29 protein-coding genes are annotated in these 25,404 nt (G+C 69.6%); 22 read left to right on the top strand and 7 right to left on the bottom strand.

What is annotated here, in order from left to right:
• The first annotated feature begins 83 nt into the window (after window positions 1-83).
• On the top strand, window positions 84-1,418 hold the full coding sequence (locus tag IEY88_RS34000) for a MinD/ParA family ATP-binding protein (protein ID WP_189159012.1): 1,335 nt from the start codon (window positions 84-86) through the stop codon (window positions 1,416-1,418).
• A gap of 54 nt (window positions 1,419-1,472) precedes the next feature.
• On the opposite strand, the gene IEY88_RS33995 is transcribed toward IEY88_RS34000, so the two are convergent.
• On the bottom strand, window positions 1,473-1,640 hold the full coding sequence (locus tag IEY88_RS33995; RefSeq protein ID WP_090046371.1) for a hypothetical protein: 168 nt from the start codon (window positions 1,638-1,640) through the stop codon (window positions 1,473-1,475).
• A gap of 57 nt (window positions 1,641-1,697) precedes the next feature.
• The gene (locus IEY88_RS33990; RefSeq protein ID WP_089915625.1) at window positions 1,698-1,904 is read right to left on the bottom strand and encodes a BldC family transcriptional regulator; all 207 of its coding nucleotides are present in this window, start codon (window positions 1,902-1,904) and stop codon (window positions 1,698-1,700) included.
• Window positions 1,905-2,066: 162 nt separating this feature from the next.
• Between IEY88_RS33990 and IEY88_RS33985 the strand changes: the two genes are divergently transcribed.
• Genes IEY88_RS33985 through IEY88_RS33945 form a run of 9 tightly spaced genes read left to right on the top strand, consistent with a single transcriptional unit; the run spans window position 2,067 to window position 9,484 of the window.
• On the top strand, window positions 2,067-2,531 hold the full coding sequence (locus tag IEY88_RS33985; RefSeq protein WP_189159011.1) for an Lrp/AsnC family transcriptional regulator: 465 nt from the start codon (window positions 2,067-2,069) through the stop codon (window positions 2,529-2,531).
• Window positions 2,532-2,535: 4 nt separating this feature from the next.
• Window positions 2,536-2,805 carry a DUF4229 domain-containing protein gene (locus IEY88_RS33980; RefSeq protein ID WP_229694027.1) on the top strand — a complete coding sequence of 90 codons (270 nt, stop codon included), beginning with the start codon at window positions 2,536-2,538 and terminating at the stop codon, window positions 2,803-2,805.
• Window positions 2,806-2,832: 27 nt separating this feature from the next.
• The gene (cds1, locus tag IEY88_RS33975; RefSeq protein ID WP_189159010.1) at window positions 2,833-3,921 is read left to right on the top strand and encodes an L-cysteine desulfhydrase Cds1; all 1,089 of its coding nucleotides are present in this window, start codon (window positions 2,833-2,835) and stop codon (window positions 3,919-3,921) included.
• A gap of 55 nt (window positions 3,922-3,976) precedes the next feature.
• Window positions 3,977-4,282: a hypothetical protein gene (locus IEY88_RS33970; protein ID WP_189159009.1), complete on the top strand. Its 306-nt coding sequence runs from the start codon at window positions 3,977-3,979 to the stop codon at window positions 4,280-4,282.
• On the top strand, window positions 4,279-7,236 hold the full coding sequence (locus tag IEY88_RS33965; protein ID WP_189159008.1) for a phage tail family protein: 2,958 nt from the start codon (window positions 4,279-4,281) through the stop codon (window positions 7,234-7,236). The genes IEY88_RS33970 and IEY88_RS33965 overlap by 4 nt, the downstream gene beginning before the upstream one ends.
• Window positions 7,236-7,655 carry a hypothetical protein gene (locus IEY88_RS33960; protein ID WP_189159007.1) on the top strand — a complete coding sequence of 140 codons (420 nt, stop codon included), beginning with the start codon at window positions 7,236-7,238 and terminating at the stop codon, window positions 7,653-7,655. Before IEY88_RS33965 ends, IEY88_RS33960 begins: the two co-directional genes overlap by 1 nt.
• Window positions 7,652-8,635 (top strand): hypothetical protein, encoded by a 984-nt coding sequence (locus tag IEY88_RS33955; protein ID WP_189159006.1) that lies wholly within the window; start codon window positions 7,652-7,654, stop codon window positions 8,633-8,635. The genes IEY88_RS33960 and IEY88_RS33955 overlap by 4 nt, the downstream gene beginning before the upstream one ends.
• 1 nt (window position 8,636) lies before the next feature.
• On the top strand, window positions 8,637-9,083 hold the full coding sequence (locus IEY88_RS33950; RefSeq protein WP_189159005.1) for a hypothetical protein: 447 nt from the start codon (window positions 8,637-8,639) through the stop codon (window positions 9,081-9,083).
• The gene (locus IEY88_RS33945) at window positions 9,083-9,484 is read left to right on the top strand and encodes a hypothetical protein (protein WP_189159004.1); all 402 of its coding nucleotides are present in this window, start codon (window positions 9,083-9,085) and stop codon (window positions 9,482-9,484) included. The genes IEY88_RS33950 and IEY88_RS33945 overlap by 1 nt, the downstream gene beginning before the upstream one ends.
• A gap of 193 nt (window positions 9,485-9,677) precedes the next feature.
• Here the strand turns inward: IEY88_RS33945 and IEY88_RS33940 are convergent, their stop codons facing one another.
• The 4 genes from IEY88_RS33940 to IEY88_RS33925 form a co-directional block, all read right to left on the bottom strand.
• Window positions 9,678-10,550, bottom strand: a complete 873-nt coding sequence (locus tag IEY88_RS33940) for a 1,4-dihydroxy-2-naphthoate polyprenyltransferase (protein WP_189159003.1) — start codon at window positions 10,548-10,550, stop codon at window positions 9,678-9,680.
• A 47-nt stretch (window positions 10,551-10,597) separates the two neighbouring features.
• Window positions 10,598-11,698 carry a DUF8814 domain-containing protein gene (locus IEY88_RS33935; RefSeq protein WP_189159002.1) on the bottom strand — a complete coding sequence of 367 codons (1,101 nt, stop codon included), beginning with the start codon at window positions 11,696-11,698 and terminating at the stop codon, window positions 10,598-10,600.
• 78 nt (window positions 11,699-11,776) lie between these two features.
• Window positions 11,777-12,808, bottom strand: a complete 1,032-nt coding sequence (gene menE / locus IEY88_RS33930; protein WP_189159001.1) for an o-succinylbenzoate--CoA ligase — start codon at window positions 12,806-12,808, stop codon at window positions 11,777-11,779.
• Window positions 12,809-12,818: 10 nt separating this feature from the next.
• Window positions 12,819-13,721 carry a 1,4-dihydroxy-2-naphthoyl-CoA synthase gene (locus tag IEY88_RS33925; protein WP_189159000.1) on the bottom strand — a complete coding sequence of 301 codons (903 nt, stop codon included), beginning with the start codon at window positions 13,719-13,721 and terminating at the stop codon, window positions 12,819-12,821.
• Between the two features lie 71 nt (window positions 13,722-13,792).
• Here IEY88_RS33925 and menD point away from each other — a divergent pair, with 71 nt between their 5' ends.
• The 6 genes from menD to IEY88_RS33895 all read left to right on the top strand — a co-directional run bounded on the left by menD (window position 13,793) and on the right by IEY88_RS33895 (window position 20,023).
• Window positions 13,793-15,364, top strand: coding sequence for a 2-succinyl-5-enolpyruvyl-6-hydroxy-3-cyclohexene-1-carboxylic-acid synthase (gene menD / locus IEY88_RS33920; RefSeq protein WP_189158999.1), 1,572 nt, complete (start codon window positions 13,793-13,795; stop codon window positions 15,362-15,364).
• Between the two features lie 54 nt (window positions 15,365-15,418).
• Window positions 15,419-16,921 carry a M1 family metallopeptidase gene (locus tag IEY88_RS33915; RefSeq protein ID WP_189158998.1) on the top strand — a complete coding sequence of 501 codons (1,503 nt, stop codon included), beginning with the start codon at window positions 15,419-15,421 and terminating at the stop codon, window positions 16,919-16,921.
• A 180-nt stretch (window positions 16,922-17,101) separates the two neighbouring features.
• Complete coding sequence (locus IEY88_RS33910; RefSeq protein ID WP_189158997.1) at window positions 17,102-17,554, top strand: hypothetical protein; 453 nt, start codon at window positions 17,102-17,104, stop codon at window positions 17,552-17,554.
• Between the two features lie 9 nt (window positions 17,555-17,563).
• The gene (locus IEY88_RS33905; RefSeq protein WP_189158996.1) at window positions 17,564-18,103 is read left to right on the top strand and encodes a DUF3558 family protein; all 540 of its coding nucleotides are present in this window, start codon (window positions 17,564-17,566) and stop codon (window positions 18,101-18,103) included.
• 23 nt (window positions 18,104-18,126) lie between these two features.
• Window positions 18,127-19,461, top strand: coding sequence for a WXG100 family type VII secretion target (locus tag IEY88_RS33900; RefSeq protein ID WP_189158995.1), 1,335 nt, complete (start codon window positions 18,127-18,129; stop codon window positions 19,459-19,461).
• Between the two features lie 28 nt (window positions 19,462-19,489).
• Window positions 19,490-20,023, top strand: a complete 534-nt coding sequence (locus tag IEY88_RS33895) for a GrpB family protein (RefSeq protein ID WP_189158994.1) — start codon at window positions 19,490-19,492, stop codon at window positions 20,021-20,023.
• Here IEY88_RS33895 and IEY88_RS33890 read toward each other — a convergent pair.
• Window positions 19,995-21,227 carry an isochorismate synthase gene (locus IEY88_RS33890; RefSeq protein WP_189158993.1) on the bottom strand — a complete coding sequence of 411 codons (1,233 nt, stop codon included), beginning with the start codon at window positions 21,225-21,227 and terminating at the stop codon, window positions 19,995-19,997. The genes IEY88_RS33895 and IEY88_RS33890 overlap by 29 nt on opposite strands.
• Before the next feature lie 78 nt (window positions 21,228-21,305).
• Here IEY88_RS33890 and IEY88_RS33885 point away from each other — a divergent pair, with 78 nt between their 5' ends.
• The 6 genes from IEY88_RS33885 to paaE are packed head-to-tail and all read left to right on the top strand — an operon-like array spanning window position 21,306 to window position 25,376.
• Window positions 21,306-21,737, top strand: a complete 432-nt coding sequence (locus tag IEY88_RS33885) for a DUF3592 domain-containing protein (protein WP_229694026.1) — start codon at window positions 21,306-21,308, stop codon at window positions 21,735-21,737.
• A gap of 9 nt (window positions 21,738-21,746) precedes the next feature.
• Window positions 21,747-22,685 carry a 1,2-phenylacetyl-CoA epoxidase subunit PaaA gene (gene paaA / locus IEY88_RS33880; RefSeq protein ID WP_189158992.1) on the top strand — a complete coding sequence of 313 codons (939 nt, stop codon included), beginning with the start codon at window positions 21,747-21,749 and terminating at the stop codon, window positions 22,683-22,685.
• Window positions 22,682-22,966 (top strand): 1,2-phenylacetyl-CoA epoxidase subunit PaaB, encoded by a 285-nt coding sequence (gene paaB, locus IEY88_RS33875; RefSeq protein WP_090065945.1) that lies wholly within the window; start codon window positions 22,682-22,684, stop codon window positions 22,964-22,966. Before paaA ends, paaB begins: the two co-directional genes overlap by 4 nt.
• The gene (paaC, locus tag IEY88_RS33870; RefSeq protein WP_189158991.1) at window positions 22,963-23,847 is read left to right on the top strand and encodes a 1,2-phenylacetyl-CoA epoxidase subunit PaaC; all 885 of its coding nucleotides are present in this window, start codon (window positions 22,963-22,965) and stop codon (window positions 23,845-23,847) included. The genes paaB and paaC overlap by 4 nt, the downstream gene beginning before the upstream one ends.
• Window positions 23,844-24,335 carry a 1,2-phenylacetyl-CoA epoxidase subunit PaaD gene (paaD, locus tag IEY88_RS33865; protein WP_189158990.1) on the top strand — a complete coding sequence of 164 codons (492 nt, stop codon included), beginning with the start codon at window positions 23,844-23,846 and terminating at the stop codon, window positions 24,333-24,335. Before paaC ends, paaD begins: the two co-directional genes overlap by 4 nt.
• Complete coding sequence (gene paaE / locus IEY88_RS33860; RefSeq protein WP_189158989.1) at window positions 24,336-25,376, top strand: 1,2-phenylacetyl-CoA epoxidase subunit PaaE; 1,041 nt, start codon at window positions 24,336-24,338, stop codon at window positions 25,374-25,376. It begins immediately after the preceding gene.
• The last annotated feature ends 28 nt before the right edge of the window (window positions 25,377-25,404 follow it).

Here is a 25,404-nt window from a genome sequence, read left to right as displayed (position 1 = left end):
ATGGAACCGTTGCCGGTTGCGTACCGTCGCAACCTGGGGGTCGGGGAAGTCTCGGTCCCTCTTGCTCAGGGAGGGCCACAGCGGTGACATGGCAACCACCGGGTGAGGAACAGGGCTCCGGCCCGCAGTACGTCGACCCGCAGGCGGCGGCCTACCTCGACCCGCAGCAGTCCGGCCCGCAGCACGTCAGCGGCGGCCAATCAGGCCCGTACAACCTGGCCGGCCAGTCAGGGCCCTACCAGGTTCCCGGCAACGCCTCAGGTCCCTACCAGGTGCCTGGCAACGTGTCCGGTCCGTACCCGGTGCCCGGCGCCGCGTCCGGCCCCTATCCGGTGCCCGGCTCGCAGTCCGGCGCGTACCAGGTGGGCGGCGGTCAGTCGGGTGCCCACTCGGTGGGCGGAGGCCAGTCCGGGCCGCACAACACCGACAACACCGCGCAGTACGGCCACTTCGCGGGCCAGCAGTTCCCGAACAACTTCCCGCAGCAGCAGTACCGCTCGCAGGCGCAGGAAGTCTCGTCGCAGCAGCTGATCAAGAAGGAGAAGCGTCCGCCCACGTCCGGCTGGCGCAAGTCCCTGCACTCGCTGTCCGGTGGCACGATCAACCTCGGTGAGAGCCCGGCCGACGTGCGCCGGCGTGAGCTGATCGCGCGGATCAACCAGCCGCTGCGCGGGTGCTACAAGATCGCGATGCTGTCGCTGAAGGGCGGCGTCGGCAAGACGACGACGACCACGACGCTCGGTTCGACGTTCTCGTCGCTGCGCGGTGACCGTGTCGTCGCCGTCGACGCGAACCCCGACCGCGGCACGCTGGCGTTGAAGATCCCGCGCGAGACCACGGCGACCGTGCGTCACCTGCTGCGCGACGCCCCGCGGATCACGAAGTACAGCGACGTGCGCGCGTACACCTCGCAGTCACCCGCACGCCTCGAGGTGCTGGCGTCCGAGCAGGACCCGGCCGTGTCGGAGGCGTTCAGCGAGGAGGACTACCGGCGCACGGTGGCGTTGCTGGAGCACTTCTACAACATCGTGCTCACGGACTGCGGCACCGGTCTGATGCACTCCGCCATGAAGGGCGTGCTGGACGAGGCGGACTCGCTGGTCCTCGTGTCGTCCGGCTCGGTCGACGGCGCGCAGACCTCGGCCGCGACGCTCGACTGGCTGGAGGCGCACGGCTACCGCGACCTGGTCGCGAAGTCCGTGTGCGTGATCAACTCGGTGCGCCCGAAGTCGGGCAAGGTCGACCTCGACAAGCTCGCCGCGCACTTCCAGCAGCGATGCCGGGCCGTGGTCCGCCTGCCGTTCGACACGCACCTCGAAGAGGGCGCCGAGATCGCGCTGGACCAGCTCGCGCCGGAGACCCGTCTGGCCTTGCTGGAACTCGCCGCAGTGGTCGCGGACGACTTCCCGCACTCCTGAACGGGTGGCGGCCAGTGGCGGAAAGGGGTCCTGGGATCAGGGCCCCTTTTCCGTTCACTCCTCGCGCTTGCGCTGCTCGTCGAGCTTGCGCAGGAACTCCGGGTCGTCGTCGGGTGCGATCACCTTGCGGCCTGGGGTGTACTCCGAGTGCTGCGGGGCGAAAGCTCGCCACACGAGCACAGCCACGGTGAGCGCACCGATCACCGCCAGCAGGTAGATCATCGTGTCGCCACCTCCCTTTGCCACGAGATTACCCGCGGCACAGGGGTAACTACGGTTTCAGTGGCGGACGGGTTCAGTTGCCTCGGTCGTCAGCTCCGAAAGGAGCTGCTTCACCTCGGTCTCACGGAACCTGCGATGTCCTCCTGGCGTGCGGATCGACCCGATGCGACCTGCGGTGGCCCATCGGGTCACGGTCTTCGGGTCGACCCGGAACAGATTGGCGACTTCCCCAGGCGTCAAGAGCCGCTCGGTGGCTGCAGTCACTCGTCCTCCTCAGATCAGACGTTCCGGTCTGATCGTGGCATCTGACCCATCAGGTACTCGAACGCTTGTTTTTTGGTAAAGAGGTAGTAAGGGACGACCGGGGCGAACCGGACATGTGACCGTTGCTCCGTGCGAGCACTCGTGGGGCATAGGGTGTCGCGGGTGGATGCTCTTGATCGACAGATCATCGCCGCGCTGCGCGCCAACGGCCGTGCCACCTACGCAGACCTCGGCAGGCAGGTCGGCCTGTCCGCGTCCGCCGTGCACGAGCGGGTCGGGAAGCTCGAGTCGAGCGGTGTGATCGTCGGGTACCACGCGGTCGTGGACCCCAGCGCCGTCGGCCTGGGCGTGACCGCGTTGATCGGCATCCACCCCACCGACATCGCGGACGACAACGAGGTCGCGGTCGCGTTGGGCGAGCTCAACGAGGTGGAGTCCTGCTACCGGGTCGCGGGCGACGAGTCGTTCATCGTCAAGGTCCGGGTGGCGACGGTCGACGATCTGGAGCGCGCGCTCGGGCGGTTGCGACGCATCCACGGTGTGGCACGCACGCGCACGACAGTGGTGCTCTCCACACGGTTCGAGGGGCGCCCGAACACCGGAGACGAAGAAGGCGACGTAACCTGAACGGGTGCTCGCTCGTGATGTGACGCTCTACGTCCTCGCCCGCCTCGGCCTCGTGGTCGTGGTGATGGGCGCGCTCATGTTGGTCAAGGTTCCTTTGCTGCCCGCCCTCGCCGTCGGCGTGGTCGTGGCGCTGCCGGCCTCGTTGTTCATCTTCAAGGGGCTGCGGCAGCGGGTCGCGACCGGCCTGGACGCCCACCAGGCGACGCGCAGGGCCGAGCGCGACAAGCTGCGCTCCGAACTGCGTGGTGACGAAGGTCCTCTCACCCAGGCATAGGACGTCTGCCCGGTTATCGTGCGGGCTGTGAGTACCTCCGTTGACCGCGTTTGCAGCAGGACCAGGCACTGGGTGTGCGAGGCCGTCGGGATCATCGAGGCGGACGCGAACCGCAGCGCTGACACGCACCTCCTGCGCTACCCGTTGCCGCTCGAATGGGGCATCGACCTCTACCTGAAGGACGAGTCGACGCACCCGACCGGGTCGTTGAAGCACCGGTTGGCGCGCTCGTTGTTCCTCTACGCGATCTGCAACGGCTGGATCACCGGTGGCACGCCCGTGATCGAGGCCTCCTCCGGGTCGACGGCGGTGTCCGAGGCCTACTTCGCGCGGCTGCTGGGGCTGCCGTTCATCGCGGTGATGCCCCGCTCGACCTCGGCGGAGAAGGTCGCGCTGATCGAGCGCCAGGGCGGCAAGTGCCACTTCATCGACGAGCCGTCGGCGCTCTACGACGAGTCGCGGCGGCTGGCGGCCGAGCTCGGCGGCCACTTCATGGACCAGTTCACGCACGCCGAGCGCGCGACGGACTGGCGGGGCAACAACAACATCGCCGAGTCGATCTTCGAGCAGATGAAGCTGGAGCCGTCGCCCACGCCGGACTGGATCGTCGTCGGCGCCGGGACCGGTGGCACGTCGGCCACGATCGGCCGCTACATCCACTACCAGAAGCTGAACACGCGCCTCGCCGTCGTCGATCCCGAGCACTCGGTCTTCTTCGACGCGTGGCGCGACGGCAACCGCGACCTGGTGGCGACGCGCGGCTCGGGCATCGAGGGCATCGGACGGCCGCGCGTGGAGCCGTCGTTCATCGGCGAGGTCATCGACCGGATGATGAAGGTGCCGGACGCGGCGTCCATCGCGACGATCCGGTACGTGGAGGACCTGCTCGGGCGGCGGGTCGGCGGGTCCACCGGGACGAACCTCTGGGGAGCGTTCCAGATCGTGGCCGAGATGCGGCAGTCTCGTGCGCGCGGGAGCGTGGTCACTCTGCTGTGCGACGGCGGCGAGCGTTACGCGAACACCTACTACGACGACACATGGGTAGCCGCGCAGGGCATGCACCTCGACCCGTGCCTTGAACGGCTGAACAACTTCCACCGCTCGGGGAACTGGTGACGGGAGCCGTGCGTCACAGCGTGACCTGAGCACCTGAGTCCGCAGGGGGGACGCTGTGACGTCGCTGTTCACCGACGCGGCCGAACTGCGCGCGTACGCCGAGTACCTGCGCACCGAGGCCAAAGAGTTCGACACGATCCGCAAGTACGTCCACGCCACGGCGTGCGACAAGGCGGGCTTCACGGGCCTGCTCGCGTTGCTGCAGCCGGGTGTGGACGTCGTGCGGGCGTTGTTCGACGAGACCCTCGACTTCGGCACGTCGAAGCTCGAGGGCGCGGCGTCGGCGGTGGACGCGTCGGCGAAGGTCTACGAGGACATCGACGCCGCTCAGCGGCGGATCTTCGACGGGCTGCTGAAGTGACGACGGCGTACCACGCGGCGCGTCCGGTCAGCGCGTCGCTGAAGCAGCCCGACGTCGACACGGCGTCGTTGAACGACGTCCTGCGCGACCAGGGCTGGGGCGTCCAGGCGGTCAACTGGGTGTTCGAGGCCGTGACCGGCGAGTCGCTGGTGTCCACGATCATCACGCCGATCACCGGCGACTGGTCGAAGATCCGCGCCGACGGCGACGCGTGGCGCATGGTCGGCAACGCCATGAACGACGTCTCGTACAACCTCACCGACGCCGTGGGCAAGGTCCGAGGCCACTGGGACGGCGACGCGGCCAAGGCCCACGAGAAGTACATCGCCCTGGGCTGGAAGGCGGGCCTGCTCGCCGAGATGGGCGTGGCCCAGCTGATCGCGAAGGGCTTCGACACCGTCGCGTCCGGCGCCGAGGCCCTGGGCAAGCAGGCCGCGCGCCTGCTCGACTACCTGGTCAACAAGCTGCTGGAAGCCGCCGCCACCGTCTGGATCCCGGTCGCGGGCTGGATCAAGGCCGCCGAGATGGTCTGGAACGCCTACCAGATCTACCGGCGCGTCATGGACATCATCGAGACGGTCCAGAAGCTCATCTCCGACGTGAAGGCGCTCTTCGACGCCGTTGGCCGCGTCTTCTCCGCCATCGGCAAGCTGAAGGACGCCGACTCCCTGGCCGAGGCCATGAACGCCACCCAGGAGGTGGCCGAGGCGGGCCGCGACGTCCGCAACGCCGTCAACGACATCCGCGACGACTTCGGGTCCATCAAGGAGTCGGCCACCGAGATCGCCGACCGGGGCCGCGACATCGGCTCGCAGGTCCGCGAGGCGTACACCCCGCCAGGCGGCACCGAGGACACCAAACCGGCGGCGGTCTCCGCCGTGGCCCCCGGCGGCGCCCCCGTGGCCCCGCCGCCCACACTGCCCGCTTCGCCGGATGCCCCCGCCACCCACACGGCGGCGGCCGGCGGCCCAGCCGTCGCGGCTCCGCCTTCGGCGGGTGGCGGTGGCGGTGTGCCGCACGTTGCTTCCGGTGGCGCGCCCGTGGGTGGCGGTTCCGGGCCTGGCGCCCCTGGCCCGGTTCGGCCTGACACCACCCACGCCGCAGGCGCGGCTCCCGCCGCGGCCCCGCCGTCGACGCAGCACGCGCCCATGGGCGGCGCGATGCCGATGGGTGCCCCGATGGCACCGGGAGCGGGCGGCGGCGACCAGACCCGCAGCTCCAGCTCCCGTCCTGGAGCGGGCGGCGTCCCGGCCTTCCCGAGTGCGGGCACCCCGGCGGGGACCCCGAAGCCCAGCGGCCTGCCGACGCCTCCCGGACACGGAGCGGGCCTGCCGACCCCGCCCAGCCAGGGCACACCGCCCGCCGGCACGGGCGGCCGGCCGAGCACGGGCCTGCCGACGCCACCGTCCGGCGGCTCGCACCCGACGCCAAGCTCGCTCCCGACGCCAAGCTCGCTCCCGACGCCCAGCTCGCTCCCGACGCCGAGCTCGCACCCGACGCCGGGATCCGGGGGCACGCACCCCGGTGGCTCGGGCCTGCCGACTCCGCCGAACTCCGGTGGCTCGGGCCTGCCGACTCCGCCGAACTCAGGCGGCTCCGGCCTGCCCACGCCCCCGTCCGGTCCGGGCACGCACCCGACCCCCGACCACCCGAGCGCTGGCACGGGCACGACGGCACCGCCCACCACCGGCGGTGGCCTCCCCTCGCCTCCCGGACACCCGAGCCCCACCGGCACGGACCACTCGACGCCGTCCACCACCACCCCGACGGACTCGACCCCGCGCCCCCACGACACCACCCCCACCGGCTCGACGGACACCAAGCCCCACGACACGACGCCGCACGACCTCGGCACCAAGCCGCACGACGCGCCGTCGCCCGACAGCAGCACCAAGCCGCACGACGCGTCCACCCCACCGCACGACACGACGCCGCCGCACGACCCCGACCCCAGGCCGCACGACCCCGACGCGCGGCCCGACGACGGCAAGCCCCACGACACCGACACCAGCGGTGCCGAGGACGCCAGGCCCCACGACCCCCAGCCGGACCACGACACCCCGGCCCCCCACGACACCGACCCCAAGCCGGGCAACGAGGACGCCACCCCCGGCCCCACCGAGAACGGCGACTTCACCCCGCCGCCCAGCGGCCCGGACCTCAAGGGCCACTTCGACGCGGCCGCCATGTCGGCGCAGGGCCAGGGCTACCAGCACCAGCTGGAGCAGATCCTGCCCAACCAGGCCGACCGCGACCGCTACGTCGCGCTGAGCCAGGAGCTCTCCACCAACCTCAGCCCGCAGGAGGCCCAGCACGTCGCCGACGTCCGCAACCAGATCACGGTCGGCAGCGGCGACATCGTCACCAAGGCCCTCAGCCCGAGCGCCGTCAGCACCTACCTGCCCGACACCCCGCACGCGGCCGGCAGCCAGAAGGAGACCTGGCAGAACCAGATGGGCGGCTCGGTCGCGCGCGGCCAGGACGTGGTCGACGTCAACACCCCGCAGGGCCTGCGGGACGGGCTCGCGCTCGACGACAAGGGCCAGGGCTGGACCCCCATCCCCGCGGGCGCGCAGGAGGCGATGCAGCTCCGGTACGAGGTCAACGCCCAGAACGAGGCGGCGCACAACGTGCCGTTCGGCGGGCCGAAGAAGGACACGCCGGACTTCACGCAGCCCGGGCCGTACGGGGCGAACGAGTACCAGTCGCCGCAGGAGAAGGCGCACTACGAGGCGTCGCAGCAGCAGATGGCGGCGGCGGGCGGTGCGTCCAAGCCGTACGACGGCTACGACCCGTTCACCGGCACCGGCTCCACGATGGGCGGCATGCCGGAGTGGCGCGTCGACGGCGGCACACCGTTGCCCGATCGTGCCGAGATCTGGCAGGTGAACGCGGACGGTTCTGAGAAACTGCACGCCGTGTACGACCGCAAGTTCGGCTGGACGAAGCTCTGATGACCCAGTACTCCCAGGAGATGGCCGAGTACCGGGGCGAGACGTTCTTCGCGGGTGCCGAAGGCGAGGACCACGTCTGGATCCGCAAGATCCCCGGCGTCGCCTACAGCACCGCGGAGAGCTTCCAGACGTACGGCAACCGGGAGCTCAAGACGGTTGCCATCAAGGACCTCGACGCCTGGTACCGGGAGACCTGCAGGGCGACGTGGCGCGGCCAGCCGTTCAACGTCGTCGCCACGGACAACGGCAAGGCCGAGGCGGGCTACGCCGGTGGCGAGTACGTCTGGGCGCGGCAGAACGGGCTCGAAGGCGACCAGTACAACGGCTACCGGGCCACGCTCGAAGCAGACGAGCTCGAGAACGTGCAGATCGACCGCACCGACTTCCTGGCGCGGTGGAAGGAGGAGAACCCGGGATGAGCACCCCACAGGCCGTGCGCAAGGCGGCCGGCATCGGGCCGGAGACGATCCTGCAGAAGATCGTCCACCCCGCCGTCGCGCAGCTCTACCTGGGCAACGTCGTGGTGCCCGGCAAGTTCGAGCCGCACCGGGCCGCCGGGTTCGTGACGCGCGGGCAGGACTTCCCGCAGGGCACGTCCGACCAGTTCGCCGAGGTGTTCGGCGTCGACAAGGTCGCGGACTGGCCGAGGGGCACGCAGTACCTGCTGCGCTTCCTCGCCCACACCACCGAGCTCTTCGACACGAGCTTCGGCGGGCCGACGCTCGACGGCGCGCAGAAGATGGGCACCACCCGCGTCTACCCGGTCCCGTTCACCGGCACCGGCTACACGCCGAGCGCGAACCCCATCCCCGAGTACGTCATGGACCTCGCCGAACTCCCTGCGGGCACGGAACTCTGGCGCTTCGAACCGGACGGCACCGGCCGCAGCGTCGGCAAGTACCTCCACCGCCAGACGGGCTGGATCCCGACGGGCGACGTGGGCTTCGGTCCCGGAAGGTACTGGCAGGAACCGGTTGCGCACCGGCCGACCGTCCGTCGTGGACTGATCGGCCGCTACCGGGGCCAGGACTTCGACGTCGACTTCGGGCCCGCGCCCGGCAACGTCCTCCTGCACCCGCTCGCCGGCCACCCCGCCCCGCCGGACTTCACCGAGGAGAACGGCGCCCAGTTCCTCGAGGTGCCCAACGCGGTCGTCGAGGACCTCCAACTGGTCCGCACGCTCTGCACGTACCGCGGCGCGGAGTTCGAGATCGTCGGTGTCCTCGGCGACCAAGCCGTGCTGCACTTCGTCGGCGAGAACTACGAGACGGCGCAGCAGCTCGGTCTGTCCGAAGTGGACTTCCGGCAGTGGCGGACCGTCGCGTGGCGCAGCGAGGTGACCGAGATCCGCGGTGACGCGAGGCCGATCCAGCGCGGGCTCTTCGCCAGGGAGAACTGAGATGACGACCCCGAACGACAGCTGGAAGTCCGCGGAGCTGCGCGCCGCCGAGGCGCAGGTCGACGCGCGCTTCAAGGAGGCGCAGGACCTCGCGAACCGCCTCAAGGACACGCCGCTGCCACCCGTCCCGCCCGTCGACTTCAAGGCGATCGCCCAGCAGGTCGAACGGGCCGCGCAGGAGCGGGACGCCCCCGAACAGCTCAAGGCGTTGAAGCGCAAGGTCGACGCGGGCGAGTTCACCTGGGAGGACGTCGTCTCCGGCAAGGCCGCGCAGGACCCGGACGTCCAGGCCATGCAGCAGGAGAACGTCAACAAGATGAAGCAGGCGTTCCAGATGCTGCAGGAGGGCATGACCGCCGAAGAGATCATGGACGCGCAACGGCCGCGCCGCGATGGCGACGACGGTGACCAGCTCGACCCGGACATCTTCACGGAGGACAAGTGGTGATGACGGCCTGGCGAACACCGGACATCTTCGCGGCGGAGGACTTCCTGCGTACCGCCGTCGCCGAGGCGGACCGCGCGATGAAGACCGCCCAGCAGGGCCTCAGGGGCAAGGAACCGTCCACTGAGGACATCCGCAGGGTGATGCAGTTCGCGAAGTCCAGCGACGCCTCACCGGCGATGCGCCAGCTCGCGGACCGCATCGCGCGCGGCGCCGGTCTGAGCTGGCGTCAGGTCCTGACCGGCGAGGCGGCCCACGACCCGCTGGTGCGCCAGGCGCTCGACGCCGACCGCGCCCGCCTCGACGAGCTGATCGAGGGCGAGACGGCCCCGCCGCCACCCCCGCGCAGGCCCGCGCGAACGGACGACGACGAGCCCGTGCAGTTCACCGAGGACGCCTGGTGATCCCTGGCAGTGCCTTTCAGGTCATCGGGGAGACGTGAGCGGACGGGTCGCGTCGGATCGGGAGCGGTTGGCGGACCGCGGTTCCGGTCAACCCTCTCGCAGCGTCAAGAGGGGAAACAGCCCGACGCCGCCGCGCGTCCGATCGGTAGTGCTTCGTCAGGCTGGTCGGTGTCGCGGTGCAACGGTTCCACCGTCAGTCCAGCACCAGGCCGACGCTGACCAGCACGGCCCACGCCAGCATCGCGATCCCGGTGAACTGCAGCACCGGGATCAGGTCCCTGCCACCCCGCCCGGCGGCCACCCGGCGCACGGCGGGCAGCAGGATCGGCGCCGCGAGGAACCCGAGCAGCGCGTACGGCACCCGCACGACCATGCCCAGCGCGATCAGGAACGGCACCGCGACCAGCGCCAGGTAGAGCCGGCGGGTGTCCTTGTCGCCCAGCACCACGGCCAGCGTCCGCTTGCCCGTCACGGAGTCCGTCGGGATGTCGCGCAGGTTGTTCGCCACCAGCACCGCGGCCGAGATCGCCCCCATCGCGATGGACGCCCCGATGCCGATGCCCGTGATCTCGCCGGTCTGCACGTACAGCGTGCCCAGCACCGCGGCCGGGCCGAAGAAGAGGAACACCGCGATCTCGCCGAGGCCCGCGTAGCCGTACGGACGCTTGCCGCCCGTGTAGAACCACGCCCCGGCGATGCACACGGCACCGAACCCGAGCAGCCACCAGTACCCGGACAACGCCACCAGCACCACGCCGGCCAGCGCGCCGACGCCGAGCGAGATGAACGCCGCCAGCCGCACCTTCGCAGGCTCCGCGGCACCGGAACCCGTGAGGCGGAACGGCCCCACCCGGTTGTCGTCCGTGCCGCGGATGCCGTCGGAGTAGTCGTTCGCGTAGTTCACGCCCACCTGGAACGCCACCGACACGACGAGCGCCAGCACCGTGTGCAGCGCGTTGAACTCGTCGATGTGGTGCGCCGCAGCCGCTCCGACCACGACCGGGGCGATCGAGTTCGGCAGCGTGCGCGGGCGGGTCCCCTGGACCCACTGGACGACTGAGGCCATGCCCCCATCCTCCGGTATGGCGCCTGAGGACCCGCCGAAGGGGTGTATCAGCAGGCAGTGGCGCCCGAGACGCCCGCCACGTACGCCTTCGCGATGTGCTTGCCGGACGCGATGCGGTACCAGACGTTCGACGTGCCCTGCGTGCCCGACACCGACTCGCCGGTGAGCTGGCACGTCACCCTGACCTGCGCGTAGTTCGCGGCCAGGCCCACCTGCGAGGACGAGGAGTTCGCGCCGCTGCGGACGTTCACCGTGCCGTTGGCCGCGGCCGTGCGGACCGTCCCCAGAGGACCGGAACCCGTCCACAGGTACGTCACGGTCACCCAGGCGTTGTTGGTCAGCTTGAGGCCGTCCCAGAACGTGCCGTCGGCGAGGTCGATGCCGGCGGGGTTCGCGACCTCACGGCCGAACTGGTCCTTGCCGCCGTTGTAGTTGTTCTCGTACGCGGCTTGCGCCTCGGGCTTGCCCTGCGGCAGGTCCTTCCACATCTCACGCGTCGCGGACGGGTTCCAGTAGTCGTCCTTGGTGTTCCATGGACCGACGTCCCACACGGGCGCCCACTCGCAACGGCCGTTGGACGCGCACACCTGCACGCTGTAGTTGCCGGAGTTCTTGTTCGCCAGCCCACGGCGCGACGGCAACGCCACGAAGTGGTCACGCGAACGGATCACGTGTCCGTTCGCCGTCGTGCCACCGACAAGGCCCTCACGCGTCGCGTACACCCGGTACGAACGTCCAGCAGCAGCAACCGAAATGTCGTCCGCCGCCACGGTCGCGGGCGCCTGCGTCGCCGTCAGCTTCACCCGCGATGCCTTGCCACCGCTCAAAACCACACGCGTCTCGATCGTGGACGTGGTCACCGGCAACGTCGCCGGCGCCTCCCGCCACTCGGTCCACTGCCCGTCCGCGCGCAGACCGCGCACGTCGACGACACCATCGCCGGTCACCGCCGCCGTGACCGCGTTGGCGGGTCGCGCGAGTCTGTGCGTGCCGAGCTCGATCAGGCCCGTGCGAGGCGAACCGCCCCACGTGACGGCACGGCCGCTCACGTCGGCGGCCCACTCGTTCGACGCCGGGGCCGCCTGGGCGGGAGACGCCAGTCCGGCCACCAATGCGGCGCCCGCGACCAGCGGTAACAGGTAGCGCATGAAGAAACCCCCATCGCTAGCGCGCAGGGCTGGGATGCCGTGCGCTTCGCGGCGAGGGTTGTCCTCAGCGGTAAAGGTTCACCTAAAGGCTGCGGCCACTGCTGTCCTGTCGACTTTGCCGGGCCCGCGCAACGGCAGTTCCTGCACGAACCGCACCAGCTTCGGCGTCGCGGCCCGTCCGACGGCCTCGGTCACAGCCGCCTTCAGCTCGTCCAGAGAAGGCTCCGCACCGCGCGTGACGACAGCGGCGGCCACGACCTGGCCCCACTCGTCGTCCGGCACGCCGACCACACACGCCTCCAGCACGCCCTCAACGGTCGCCAGAGCCCGTTCCACCAGCACCGGGGGCACCTTCTCGCCACCGGTGACTATCACGTCGTCAGCGCGTCCCAGCACCTCCAGCCGCCCGTCGCGCAGCCGCCCGAGGTCCCCGGTGCGGAACCACTCGCCGAACGGCTCGGAGCTGCCGCGGTACCCGAGCGCCAGCACCGGCCCGCTGATCTCGATCAGGTCGTCGGTGCGCAACGACACGTCACGCAACGGTTCGCCGTCGTACACGCACCCGCCGGACGTCTCGCTCATGCCGTACGTCGTGACGACCTGCACGCCCAGAGCGCGCGCCTGGTGCAGCAGCTTCGGCGGGGTCGCGGCCCCGCCGATCAGCACGCCGTCGAACTGCCGCAGCGCCTCCAGCCCCGGCCCCTCGCCCACGACGAGCCGGGAGAGCTGCGTGGGCACGAGAGCGGTGTAGTGGCGTCCCGGCTGGGCGAGCACCGGCCGTGCGGCCTGCGCGAAACCCATGGCGCGGAAGCCCTTCGACATGTCGAGCTCACCGGGCGTGGTGCCGGCGACGATCGACCGCACCAGCACCTGGACACCCGCGATGTGGCCCGTGGGCAACGCCAGCAGCCACGTCCCGGGCCCGCCGAGCCGTTCGTGGGTGGCCTCCGCGGACGTCGTCAGCGCGTCCGCGTCGAGCAGCACCGTCTTCGGCTCACCCGTCGACCCGGAGGTCGGCACGCCGAGCACGGCACGCTTCTCCCAGCCGTCGAGCGGGCCGTCGACCAGGGGGTCGCCGCCGTGCAGGGCCGCGCGCAGTTCGTCGAGCATGGACACCTGCTCAGAAGTAGTACGGGTAGTTCGACCAGTCGGGGTCGCGCTTCTCCAGGAACGAGTCCCTGCCCTCGACGGCCTCGTCGGTCATGTACGCGAGCCGGGTCGTCTCGCCGGCGAAGATCTGCTGTCCCACCAGGCCGTCGTCGATCAGGTTGAACGCGTACTTGAGCATCCGCTGGGCGGTCGGCGACTTGCCGTTGATCTCGCGGGCCCACTGCAGCGCCGTCGTCTCGAGCTCGGCGTGCGGCACGACCTCGTTGACCGCGCCCATCTTGTACATGTCCTCGGCGGAGTACGTGCGGCCGAGGAAGAAGATCTCGCGGGCGAACTTCTGCCCGACCTGCCGGGCGAGGTAGGCGGAGCCGTAGCCGCCGTCGAACGAGCCGACGTCCGCGTCGGTCTGCTTGAACCTGGCGTGCTCGGCGCTCGCGATCGTGAGGTCGCACACCACGTGCAGGCTGTGCCCGCCCCCCGCGGCCCACCCCGGCACGACCGCGATGACGACCTTCGGCATGAACCTGATCAGCCGCTGGCACTCCAGGATGTGCAGCCGCCCCGCGCGCGCCGGGTCGACGCTCTCGGCCGTCTCACCGGAGGCGTACTGGTAGCCGCTGCGCCCGCGAATGCGCTGGTCGCCGCCACTGCAGAAGGCCCAGCCGCCGTCCTTGGCACTGGGACCGTTGCCGGTCAGCAGCACGCACCCGACGTCGGACGACATCCGCGCGTGGTCCAGCGCCCGGTACAGCTCGTCCACGGTGTGCGGCCGGAACGCGTTGCGCACCTCGGGCCGGTTGAACGCGATGCGGACGGTGCCCTGGTCGAGCGCGCGGTGGTAGGTGATGTCGGTGAAGTCGAAGCCCTCGATCGGCTTCCACAACGACGGGTCGAAGAGCTCCTGATCTGCCACGGACCAGACTCTAAGCTTTCGCTCCTGAGACCAGCGGGCGACTCTCAGCCCGGGCCGGTGACAATTGGGGGATGAACCCGTCCACGACGCAGGCGAGGGTGATCGTCGACGAACTGGTGCGCAACGGCGTGCGTCACGTCGTTCTGTGCCCCGGTTCGCGCAACGCCCCGCTGTCGTTCGCGCTGCACCAGGCCGAGCAAAAAGGCCTGCTCACGGTGCACGTGCGCATCGACGAGCGCAGCGGCGGATTTCTCGCGCTGGGCCTCGCGAAGACCGGTGAGCCGGCCGTCGTGACGTGCACCAGCGGCACCGCCGTCGCGAACCTGCACCCGGCCGTGATCGAGGCGCAGCTCACGAACGTGCCGTTGATCGCGCTGACCGCCGACCGCCCGGTCGACCTGTACCGCACCGGCTCCAGCCAGACGATCAACCAGCACGACGTGCTCGGCATCCCGACGCTGCACATGCCGGAGGGAGCGGAGGAGGCCGTGACGCGGTCGTTGATCTGCCGCGCCATCGCCACGGACGGCCCGTCGCACGTCAACGTGCCTTTCCGGCCGCCGCTGACGCCCTCCGACGACGCTTGGCCTTCGTCCGAGCGAGGTCCGTGGACGGAGACGGACCGCACGTTCACCGTCGAGGCCCGCCCCTCCGACCTGCCCGCCCGCACGCTGGTGCTGCTCGGCGACGACCGTCCGGAGCGGCTGCTGGCGGCGTCGCGGCTCGGCTGGCCGGTGATCGCCGAACCGACCGCTCCGGGTGGTCTTCGTCACGGGTCGTTGCTGCTCAACGTGGGCCTGCCGGAGCACCTGCGGCCCGACGCCGTGCTCGTCGTGGGGCGCGTCACCCTGTCGAGGGGTCAGCAGGCAGTGCTTGGAGCCGCTCCAATCGTCCACGCGGTGGGTGATCAGGCGCAGTGGCCGGACGTCCAGTTCACCGCCACCCGCGCGTCGACGTGGCTGCCCGAGCCCGCTTCTGTGGACGGCGAGTGGCTGCAGGCGTGGCAGAGCGCGGTGAAGAGCGTCAGCGTGGCCGTCGACGACCTGCTGGACGCCGCGCCGTGGCCGACCGGCCTGCACGTCGCACGTGATCTGGTGCAGGCGATGCCGTCGGGCTCGCTGCTGTTCGTGGGCTCGTCCAACCCGATCCGCGACGTCGACTTCGCGGCCGAACGCCGTTCCGACATCGCCGTGCACGCCAACCGGGGCGCCGCGGGCATCGACGGGAGCGTGTCCACGGCCATCGGGCTCGCGTGGCAGCACGAGGGGCCGTCGTACGCGCTGATGGGCGACCTGACGTTCCTGCACGACAGCAACGGCCTGCTCGCCGACCGCCTGCCGGACCTCACGATCGTCGTGCTGAACGACGACGGGGGCGGGATCTTCTCCTTGCTGGAACAGGGCGCCCCGGAGTACGGCAGTAGTTTCGAAAGGATTTTCGGCACCCCGCACGGGACTGATCTGACCGCTTTGTGCGCGGGCTACCGAATTCCGCACTCCACAGTGGACGACCAGGAGGAGTTCCGTAGCGCGATTGCGTCACCGAAAGGCCTCCAAGTGGTCGAAGTGCAGGCAAAACGTGACGAACTGCGCGCACTGCACCAGCGTCTCAAGGCGACTGTGTCAAACGTTTTCAGCAGATAGGAAACATACGTAAGTCGGTAGTTCGCCCATGATCGTCTGGTTAGCGTCCGCCGCATGTCGATCAGATCCAAGGCGACGGCCGCGGTGGCGTCCGCGGCCGCGATGACGCTCTTCGCAGGGACGGCGCTGGCGGCGTCTCCAGGTGCCCCCGGCGCCGGTGACCCGTACTTCCCGACCTACGGGAACGGCGGGTACGACGTCTCCCACTACGACATCAGGCTCAACTACAACCCGAACGGCGACCAGCTCTCGGGCACGACCACGATCCTCGCCAAGGCCACCCAGGACCTCACGCAGTTCAACCTGGACTTCCTGCTCAGGGTGAAGTCGGTGCGGGTCAACAACGTGCCGTCCTCGTTCGTCTCCGACAACGGCGAGCTGACGCTCACCCCGCGCGGCGGCGTCCGCAAGGGCCAGGACCTCACGATCGTCGTGACCTACGCCGACTCGCCCTCCACCGTGAAGGACCGCAACGGCTACACGGCGTGGACGAAGACCCCCGACGGCGCCCTGGCCATCGGCGAGCCGGAGATCTCGGCGTGGTGGTACCCGTCCAACGACCACCCGACCGACAAGGCCACCTTCGACGTCAACGTCGCCGTCCCGAACGGCGTCGAGGCGATCTCGAACGGCACGTTCGTCGGCCAGACCCGCCAGATCAACGGCTACACGCGCTGGAACTGGCGCAGCACCAAGCCGCAGGCGACGTACCTGACGTTCCTGACCATCGGCCAGTTCGAGATCCGCCAGTCCACAGCACCCAACGGCCAGCCGGTCCTGAACGCCTACTCCGAGCGCCTCGGCGAACACACCGACGCGGCCAAGTCGAGCATCGAGCGCACGCCCGAGGTCACCGAGTTCCTGGCGGACAACTTCGGCCCGTACCCGTTCGAAGCGCAGGGCGGCGTCGTGACGCCGGACCTCGGCTACGCGCTGGAGAACCAGACCCGCTCGACCTACGACGACGCGTTCTTCCGCCGCGGCGCCAACACCTACGTCGTCGCGCACGAGATCGCCCACCAGTGGTTCGGCGACTCCGTGTCGGTCCACCACTGGCGCGACATCTGGCTGAACGAGGGCTTCGCCTCCTACGCCGAGTTCCTGTGGTCCGAGCACGTCGGTGAGGGCACGGCGCAGGAGAACGCCGACTTCACCTACGACTCGTACCCGGCCGACAGCGAGTTCTGGAACGTCCTGCCCGGCGACCCCGGTGCGTCGAACGTGTTCGACGGCGCCGTCTACGACCGCGGCGCACTGGCCGTCCACGCCCTGCGCGTGGCAGTCGGGGACGAGAAGTTCTTCGAGATCCTGAAGACCTGGGTCGCGGAGAAGAAGTACTCCGACGCCACGGTCGAGGAGTTCATCGCTCTCGCGGAGCGCGTCTCGGGCCAGCAACTCGACCAGCTCTTCCAGACGTGGCTCTTCACCAAGGGCAAGCCGGCGGAGGCACCGGGCCGTTCCGCCGACGTGGCCTCGAAGTCGCTGTCGGTCACCGCGGAACCGAAGTCGCGCGCCAAGATCCAGCTGACCCACGAACTGCTGGACGCCCACAAGTAAGCCGTCGTCTCTCTTCGAGCCGTGCAGACCACTTCGGTGGCCTGCACGGCTCGTGACATATGTGCTGGATCGGGTGCCTTGCTTTAGTTCGAACGGGTGTAAGTAGTCGTGCCGATCCGCTCCCCGGCCAATTTGCTTTACGGTCAAACGACAGATCGTGGTGTGCCTGGGAGAGTGGCCGTGACAGGGGAGAGCAGCGCGCAGGAAAGCGCACAGGCATACGCCTTGGAGCGCTACTACGCGCAGTCCGGCGGCCCTTTGACGGGCATCTTGACCGGTGGCGTCAGTACGATCCTGGCCGCGGCCAGGTCGGTGCAGGCCGCGGCCGAGGCGGGCGCGCTCCAGCACGACCCGGAGGCCGTGGACACCGCGATCAAGAAGCTGGACGACTTCACGGCCGTGCTGGAGAAGATGGGCCGCCGAGCTGTGCGACTCGCGACCAAGACTCCGCTGGGCGGGGGTTACGCAGATCAGATCGGTGAGCTCAACCGAGGAATTGGCGAGATCGCCAAGTCCGAGGTCGTTCCGGACCTGATCAAGGCGATCAGCGAGCTCAAGGCCCAGTTGGACAAGAGCCGCAAGTCCTACCGGAACGTGGAAGAGGGCACGTCCGGCACATTCAAGCAACTCTGACAGGAACTCATGAGCCACGCGCGCATTGCCATCGTCGGACTCGCCCTGCTCGCCGCTGCCTGTTCGAGTGGGAAGACCACGGGAGAAGCCCAGCCCGGCGGCACCAACGAGAGTCCCGCCAGCACCTCGTCCGCGCCTGCAGGCGACTCCAAGCTCGCCTCCGTCAAGCCGTGCGAGCTGATCAGTGCCAGCGAGGCCGGCGACCTCAACATCAAATCGCCGGAGCCCCGGCAGTCCCTTGGTGCGGAGACCTGCGAATGGGATGGCGTCGGCAACGGTGGTCTCACCATCGCAGTCGAGCCGAAGCAGGGTGCGGACAGCTTCAACTACGAGGGAGCCGTCAAGACCCCCTCCAAGTTCGGCACCTACGACGGATTCGTTGTTCCCGCGCCGGACAAGACTGTTTACGCGTGCAGCGTGGTGATCTCGATCAGCAAAACGTCAAGCGTGCAGATCATCGCAAGTGCTGGTGCTGCGACCACGGATACAGCGAAGGCCTGCGACATGGCCAAGAAATCCGCTGCTTTTGCGGCAGGCAAGTTGTCCTGAGCTGGAGTTCGGAGGATTGACCGATGGCGTATGACAGGCCGCAGGTTCCGCAGCCGACCGCGAACTACCCGGCGCACAGCCACTCCGCCATGCACAAGCAGGCGATGGACGGCAACGATCCAGGGCTGGCAGGGGAGATCGCCGCCGAGTGGAAGTCCATCTCGACCGAGCTGATTGACGTGGCTGTCGGGCTCAACACCGTGGTCAACGGCTTGCGAGCGGGGTGGACCGGCACTGCAGGAGCGGCGGCCTCTCAAGCGCTGACGAAGGTCGGCAACTTCACCGACCAGCTGTCCACCTCGTTCTCGACCACGAGCAACGTGATCAACCGCCAGGTCGAGGCCGCGGAGGCGACGAAGAACAAGTTCCCGACCGAGGTCCCGTACAACCCGCAGCAGATGCTGAGGGACTCGGCGGCCAGCCTCAACCCGTTCAAGATGGCGGCGGCCCCGTTCGAGATGATGGCCCAGCGGGAGAAGTCGCAGGCTGCCAAGCAGGAAGCCGAACGGGTCATGCAGGAGCGTGACAACTCGCTCGCCGCAGCGGCCGCCACGATGCCCACGTTCGACGAAGCACCGCAGCTGCCGAACGGCGACCAGGGCGTCACGACTTCGAGCAGCACCACGTTCGGGCACACCACCAACTCCGTGAACCCTCACTCACACCTCGGCAACCCCGGTCTGAACAACCCCGCTGTCGGCAACCCCGGTATCAACAACCCGAGCCTGAACAACCCGGGCCCGACCAACCCGGGCCTGAACAACGGCACCACCAACTCGTCGTGGGTCGCTCCCCCGAGCAACCAGCCCAACCCACAGGGCAACAACCAGCTTCCCCACGGCGGCGGCAACCCGAACGACCGCAAGCCGTTCGTACCCGGCCCCGGCCCGTTGCCGCCGGGGCTGAGGCCGAACCCGAACGACGCACGCGGTACCGGACGCGGCAGTGGCACCCCTGGCGGTGCGGCGCGTGGCGGCCCAGGCAGTGGCGCTCCTGGCGGTACCGGACGTGGCGGCCCAGGCGGTGGTGGCACAGGTGCTGGCGCAGGCGGCCGTGGCCCCACCCCCGGCGGATTCGGTGCGGGAAGTGCCGGTCCGGCGGGACGAGGCAGCTTCGGACCGTCGAACCCCGGTGGCGCCGCCGGAGTCGCCCACGGCCCGGAAGGGACCACACGCGGAGGCAGCGGTGCCGCCGGACCAGGCCGAACGGGCGCCGCGGGTGCCGGCGGCATGGGTGGCGTAGGCGCCGGCGCGAGCAACGGCGAGGAAGACAAGGAGCACAAGTCGAACTACCTCGTGCCCACGGACGACTACTTCGACGACGACCGCATGGTCGCGCCGCCGGTGATCGGTGGCTGACCGGCAAGTGATCAGGGGTGCGGACCGCATGACAACACCGGCATGGGCCTACGAACGGGCAGAGGTGCGTCCGCACGACCCACGATGGTCAGACCGAGCTGCAACCGAACGCGAAAGCCTGGAAGAGCTGCTGGCTCCCTGGCTGGTCGACGGCGTCGAACACGTCGGATCAACAGCCGTCCCGGGCCTGGCCGCCAAACCGATCATCGACCTGATGGCCTCGGTCACCGCCCTCGACACCGAAGCATCCGAACTTCTCACCGCCAGCGGCTGGGCCTACGTGCCCCCGCGCCTGGACAACCGCCCGTGGCGCCGCTTCTTCGTCAAACCGGACGCCACCGGCCAACGACGAGAAGCGCACCTGCACCTGATCCAGGCAGGTCATCAGAGGTGGACCGATCAGCTCCGCTTTCGGGACGCACTGCGAGCCAACAAGAATCTGGCCCAGCAGTACGAAGACCTGAAACGCCGTCTGGCCACCGAATCCGGCAACGACCGTGAGGCCTACACGGACGGTAAGGCGGCCTTCGTGGCTAAAGCCCTTCGAGCGCCTCACGCATAGGACGCATCTTGGCGTGCGCCTCCTGCACCTCGATGTCCGGATCCGAGTCGGCGACAAGCCCGCACCCGGCGAACAACCGAGCCGTGGCCCCAGCGATCTGCGCGCACCGCAACGCGATCCCGAGCTCTCCGTCCCCGTTCCCGTCGATCCACCCGACCGGCCCGGCGTACCGCCCGCGATCCATCCCCTCCAGCTGCGAGATCAGCTGAGTGGCATCGAGCCGGGGCGTCCCACCCACGGCAGCGGTCGGATGCACGGCCTCACCAAGGCGCAGCAACGAAGTCGGCGCCTCCAAAGTCCCGATCACGTCCGAAGACAGGTGCGAGACGTTGGGCAGCCTCAAAACCGAGGGCCCCTCCACGGACATGGTCGTGCAGTAGGGCCGCAACGTCTCCGCGAGAGAGTTGATCGCGTACGAGTGCTCTTCGAGGTTCTTCTCCGACGACATCAACGCCGCCGCGAGCTCCTCATCGGAAACGCCGTCGTGCGGCCACGTGGTCCCGGCCAGCACGCGCGAGTCCACGACAGAGCCGGTCCGCCGCAGCAACAACTCAGGTGTGGCCCCGACGAGCCCGTCCACCGCATAGGCCCAGCACTCGGGGTAACGGCGGGCCAGTCCCTGCAGTACGAAGCGCTGGTCCAGGCGACGGTCGGTCACCGCGACCAGGTCGTGGGCCAGAACGACCTTGTCCAGGTCGCCGGCGCGCATGCGGGCCACTGCCGAACGCACGGCCTCGCGGTACTGCGTGACAGGCAGCTGGCCGTTCGAGTAACGCACCGATGAGGGGCGCGAGAGAGGCGCTACGAGAGGTGCGGGGTCTGAAGCGCCGATCGTGGTGATCCACTGCTCGCCGTTGCGGCGGCCTGCGACCACCTCGGGCACGATCAGCACCGAGTCGCCCGGCGAGTCCGCGAAGGCCATCGAGACGAACGCCACGGGGCCGCTGCCCGGGACGCCCAGCGGGTCGTCGACGTCCAGGTGAGCGCAGAACTCGCGCCACCACTTGTCCGCCTGCGCGAACCTGTCCGGGCCGCTGACCTCGAGCCGCGCTGCCTCGCCCCAGCCGACCAGGCCGGACCCGTCGCGCACCCAGGCGAGCGCGTGCTCGGGGTCCGGCAGCAGTCCGAGCAGGTCACCGGCGGTGTCGCGCCGGGACCGGACGCGGATTCGCTGCCGTGCTCGCGATGTCGGTGCTGAGGTCACGCTCCGACTTTATGGAAACGAACCTGAAAGCGCGGCATCCGACCGCCTCTAGACTTCTCAGTTGTGGTGGAGGACGCAGTGACCAAGTCGCCCCGCGGTGTGCGCGTCCGCCGTGCGGTCTGCAAGGCCTTGTTCGTCGTCGGTGGCGTGATCACGCTCGTGTGCGTGCTTCTGCCTATCGCCTGTTGGCGTGACGACGTGGCCATCGAGCGGTCGATGGGGCAGGCGGTCGCGCAGGTCGACTCCGTGTCCTTCAACCGCACCGTTGTGCGCTACGCCACACCGGACGGGCGCGTGATCATCCCGTCCCAGGGCGTCCTGTACCCGGCGGGGCTCAACGTCGGCGACAACGTCCGGGTCGAGTACGACCAGACGAACCCCGAACTGACGCGTGTCGCCGGACGAACGGCGGTGCTGAGCTTGCTTCCCGTCGGAACCTTCCTCGTGTCCGTCTGGATCGTCATCGCAGCGGTTGTGACAGTTCTTCGCAGATTCGGTGTTCGGGTGTAACATCGGGGCATGGCGGATGACCTGGAGCTGCGCTTCGAGCGCACCGTGCAGTCCGAATCGCGCATCGAGCCGCGCGACTGGATGCCCGACGGCTACCGCAAGACCCTGATCAGGCAGATCGCCCAGCACGCGCACTCCGAGATCATCGGGATGCAGCCGGAGGGCAACTGGATCAGCCGCGCGCCCTCGCTGCGCCGCAAGGCGATCCTGCTCGCGAAGGTGCAGGACGAGGCGGGCCACGGGCTGTACCTCTACTCGGCGACCGAGACGCTCGGTGCCGACCGCGAGGACCTGACGACCAAGCTCATCGAGGGCCGTCAGAAGTACTCCTCGATCTTCAACTACCCGACGCTCACGTTCGCCGACGTCGGCGTCATCGGGTGGCTCGTCGACGGCGCCGCGATCTGCAACCAGGTACCGCTGTGCCGCACGTCCTACGGGCCGTATGCGCGCGCAATGATCCGCATCTGCAAAGAGGAGTCGTTCCACCAGCGTCAGGGCTACGAGCTCCTGATGACGATGATGCGCGGCACCCAGCAGCAGAAGGACATGGTCCAGGACTCGGTGAACCGCTGGTGGTGGCCGGCGCTGATGATGTTCGGCCCGCCGGACGCCGAGTCCACGAACACCGAGCAGTCCATGGCGTGGCGGATCAAGCGCGACACCAACGACGAGCTGCGGCAGAAGTTCGTGAACATGAGCATGCCCCAGGCCGAGGCCCTCGGCGTGACGTTCCCGGACCCCGACATCAAGTGGAACGAAGAGTGCGGGGAGTACGACTTCGGTCAGCCGGACTGGGACGAGTTCTGGCAGGTCGTGAAGGGTGGCGGCGTCTGCAACGAACAGCGCATCGCCCACCGCCGCAAGGCGCACGAGGACGGCGCGTGGGTCCGCGAGGCCGCCGCCGCACACGCCGCGAAGCACGAACGCAAGGAAGGTGCCGCGTGAGCACGTCTTGGCCGCTGTGGGAAGTGTTCGTGCGCGGCAAGCGCGGGCTGAACCACGTGCACGTCGGTTCGCTGCACGCGCCGGACGCCGAGATGGCGCTGCGCAACGCCCGTGACGTCTACACGCGCCGCAACGAGGGCGTGTCGATCTGGGTCGTGCCCGCCACGGAGATCACCGCGTCGTCACCGGACGAGAAGGACCCGTTCTTCGCGCCCGCGGGGGACAAGGTCTACCGGCACCCGACGTTCTACGCGATTCCCGAGGACGTGCCGCACCTATGAGCTTCGACAACGCATACGAGTCACTGCTGGGCGGCGAGGACGCGCACTGGGCCTTCGGCACGGGCTTCTCGGAGGCCCTCTCCGGCGTGAACCGCGAGTTCCCGGCGGGCGTCGACAAGGACGCCCTCGCCGCGTACTGCCTGATGCTCGGCGACGACGCGCTGATCTACTCGCAGCGGCTCTCGGAGTGGTGCTCGCGCGCTCCCGAGCTGGAAGAGGACATCGCGCTCGCCAACATCGCGCTCGACCTGCTGGGCCAGGCCCGCATGCTGCTCACGCGGGCCGGCGAGGTGCTGGGCAGGACCGAGGACGAGCTGGCCTACCTGCGCGACGAACGCGAGTTCCGCAACGTGCACCTGGCCGAGATCGACTGCGGTCCCGGCCCCGGTGGCGACTTCGCGGCGACCATCGCGCGCCTGCTGGTCTTCTCGTCGTGGCGGCTCGCGCTGTTCTCACGCCTGCGCGGCTCGGCCGACCCGGTGCTGAAGGCGATCGCCGAGAAGGGCCTCAAGGAGCTGGCCTACCACCGCGACCACGCCGCCCAGTGGACCGTCCGGCTCGGCGACGGCACCGACGAGTCCCACCGCCGCATGCAGGCGGGTCTCGAGCGGGTGTGGCCGTTCCTGGACGAGCTGTTCGCGACGCACCAGGTCGAGGCCGCCCTCCAGGGCGTCGCCGTCGACCCCGCGTCGCTGCGGTCCGAAGTGGACGGTGTGCTGGAAGCGGTGCTGAGCGCCGCCGGCCTCACGCGTCCCAGGGACACGAAGGCCGCCCGCGTCGCCGGGAGGGCCGGTCGCGACGGCGTGCACACCGAGACCATGGGCTACCTGCTCGCCGAGATGCAGCACCTGCACCGCTCGCTGCCCGGAGCGGTCTGGTGACGACGGCACTGGAGGTCGCGTCGGCCGTGCGGGACCCGGAGCTTCCGGTCCTCACGCTCGCCGATCTCGGCGTGCTCCGCGAGGTGTCCGAGCAGGACGGTCGCGTCGTCGTCACCATCACCCCGACCTACTCGGGCTGCCCCGCGATCGACGAGATGGGCGCTGACCTGCGCCGATCCCTCGCCAAAGCGGGCTTCGAGGCCGTCGAGGTGCGCCTGTCGCTCTCCCCGGCCTGGACCACGGACTGGATCAGCGACGAAGGCCGGGAGAAGCTCGCACAGGCGGGCATCGCACCGCCGTCGCGCATCGGCCCCGTCGCCGCGGGCCCGGTCCCGCTGAACCTGGTGCCGCCGTCCCGCCAGGTCGCCTGCCCGCAGTGCGGCTCGCCGAACACCCAGGAGATTTCACGGTTCGGCTCGACCGCGTGCAAGGCGTTGCGCCGCTGCCACGCCTGCGCCGAACCGTTCGAGCACGTCAAGGAGATCTGAGTGGCTCGCCGCGCTGCCTTCCACAAGCTGACGGTCGCCCGCGTCGACCGCCTCTGCGACGACGCCGTGGCCGTCACGTTCGACGTGCCCGAGGACGTGTCGGAGGAGTTCGCCTTCACCGCCGGGCAGTACCTGACCCTGCGCCAGGGCGACGAACGCCGCTCGTACTCGATCTGCGCCCCCACCGGCGCCGCCCCGCGCATCGGCGTGCGCCGCGTCGACGGTGGCCAGTTCTCGACCTGGCTGGTCGACCGCGTCGCCCCCGGTGACGTGCTGGAGGTCCTGCCGCCGCTGGGCAAGTTCACGCCCTCCGGCACCGGCACGCACCACGGCCTGGTCGTCGCGGGCTCGGGCATCACCCCGGCCATCTCGATCGCCGCGACCGTCCTCGCCACGGGCGCCCGCGTGACCCTGATGTACGGCAACCGCAGCACCAACACGGTGATGTTCGCCGACGAGCTGGCCGACCTGAAGGACCGCTACCCGGCCACGTTCCAGCTGATCCACGTCCTGTCCCGCGAACCACGCGACGTCGAACTGTTCACCGGCCGCCTGACCGCCGAGAAGCTGACGGCGCTGTTCGGCAGCGTCGTCCCGTTCGACGCCATCGACGAGTGGTGGCTGTGCGGCCCGTACGAGATGGTGCAGGACGCCACGGCCGTGCTGCGCGATCGCGGCGTTCCCACCGACCGCGTGCACCACGAACTTTTCTACGTGGACGAGCCGCCGCCCCCTCCGCGTCGTGCGGAAGCCGTCATCGACGCCGCCGCGTCCGTCACGGTCGTGCTGGACGGCAAGTCGACCACCCTGCCGCTGCCCGCCGACGAGCCGATCCTGGACGCCGCCCAGCGCGTCCGCGCCGATCTGCCGTTCGCCTGCAAGGGCGGGGTCTGCGGCACGTGCCGGGCGCTCGTCACCGAGGGCACCGTCGAGATGCGGCGCAACTACGCCCTCGACGAGTCGGAGGTGGCTGCCGGGTTCGTGCTGACCTGTCAGGCCCTGCCGACCAGCGAGTGCGTCACGGTCGACTTCGACGCCTGAGTTTTCGCACGAACGGCCGACGAACATG

The organism is Lentzea pudingi, from assembly GCF_014646255.1.
In the GTDB taxonomy this organism is placed as follows: Bacteria; Actinomycetota; Actinomycetes; order Mycobacteriales; family Pseudonocardiaceae; genus Lentzea; species Lentzea pudingi.
The sequence above is the reverse complement of the archived record's forward strand: the minus strand, read 5'-3'. Positions and strand labels throughout refer to the sequence as shown.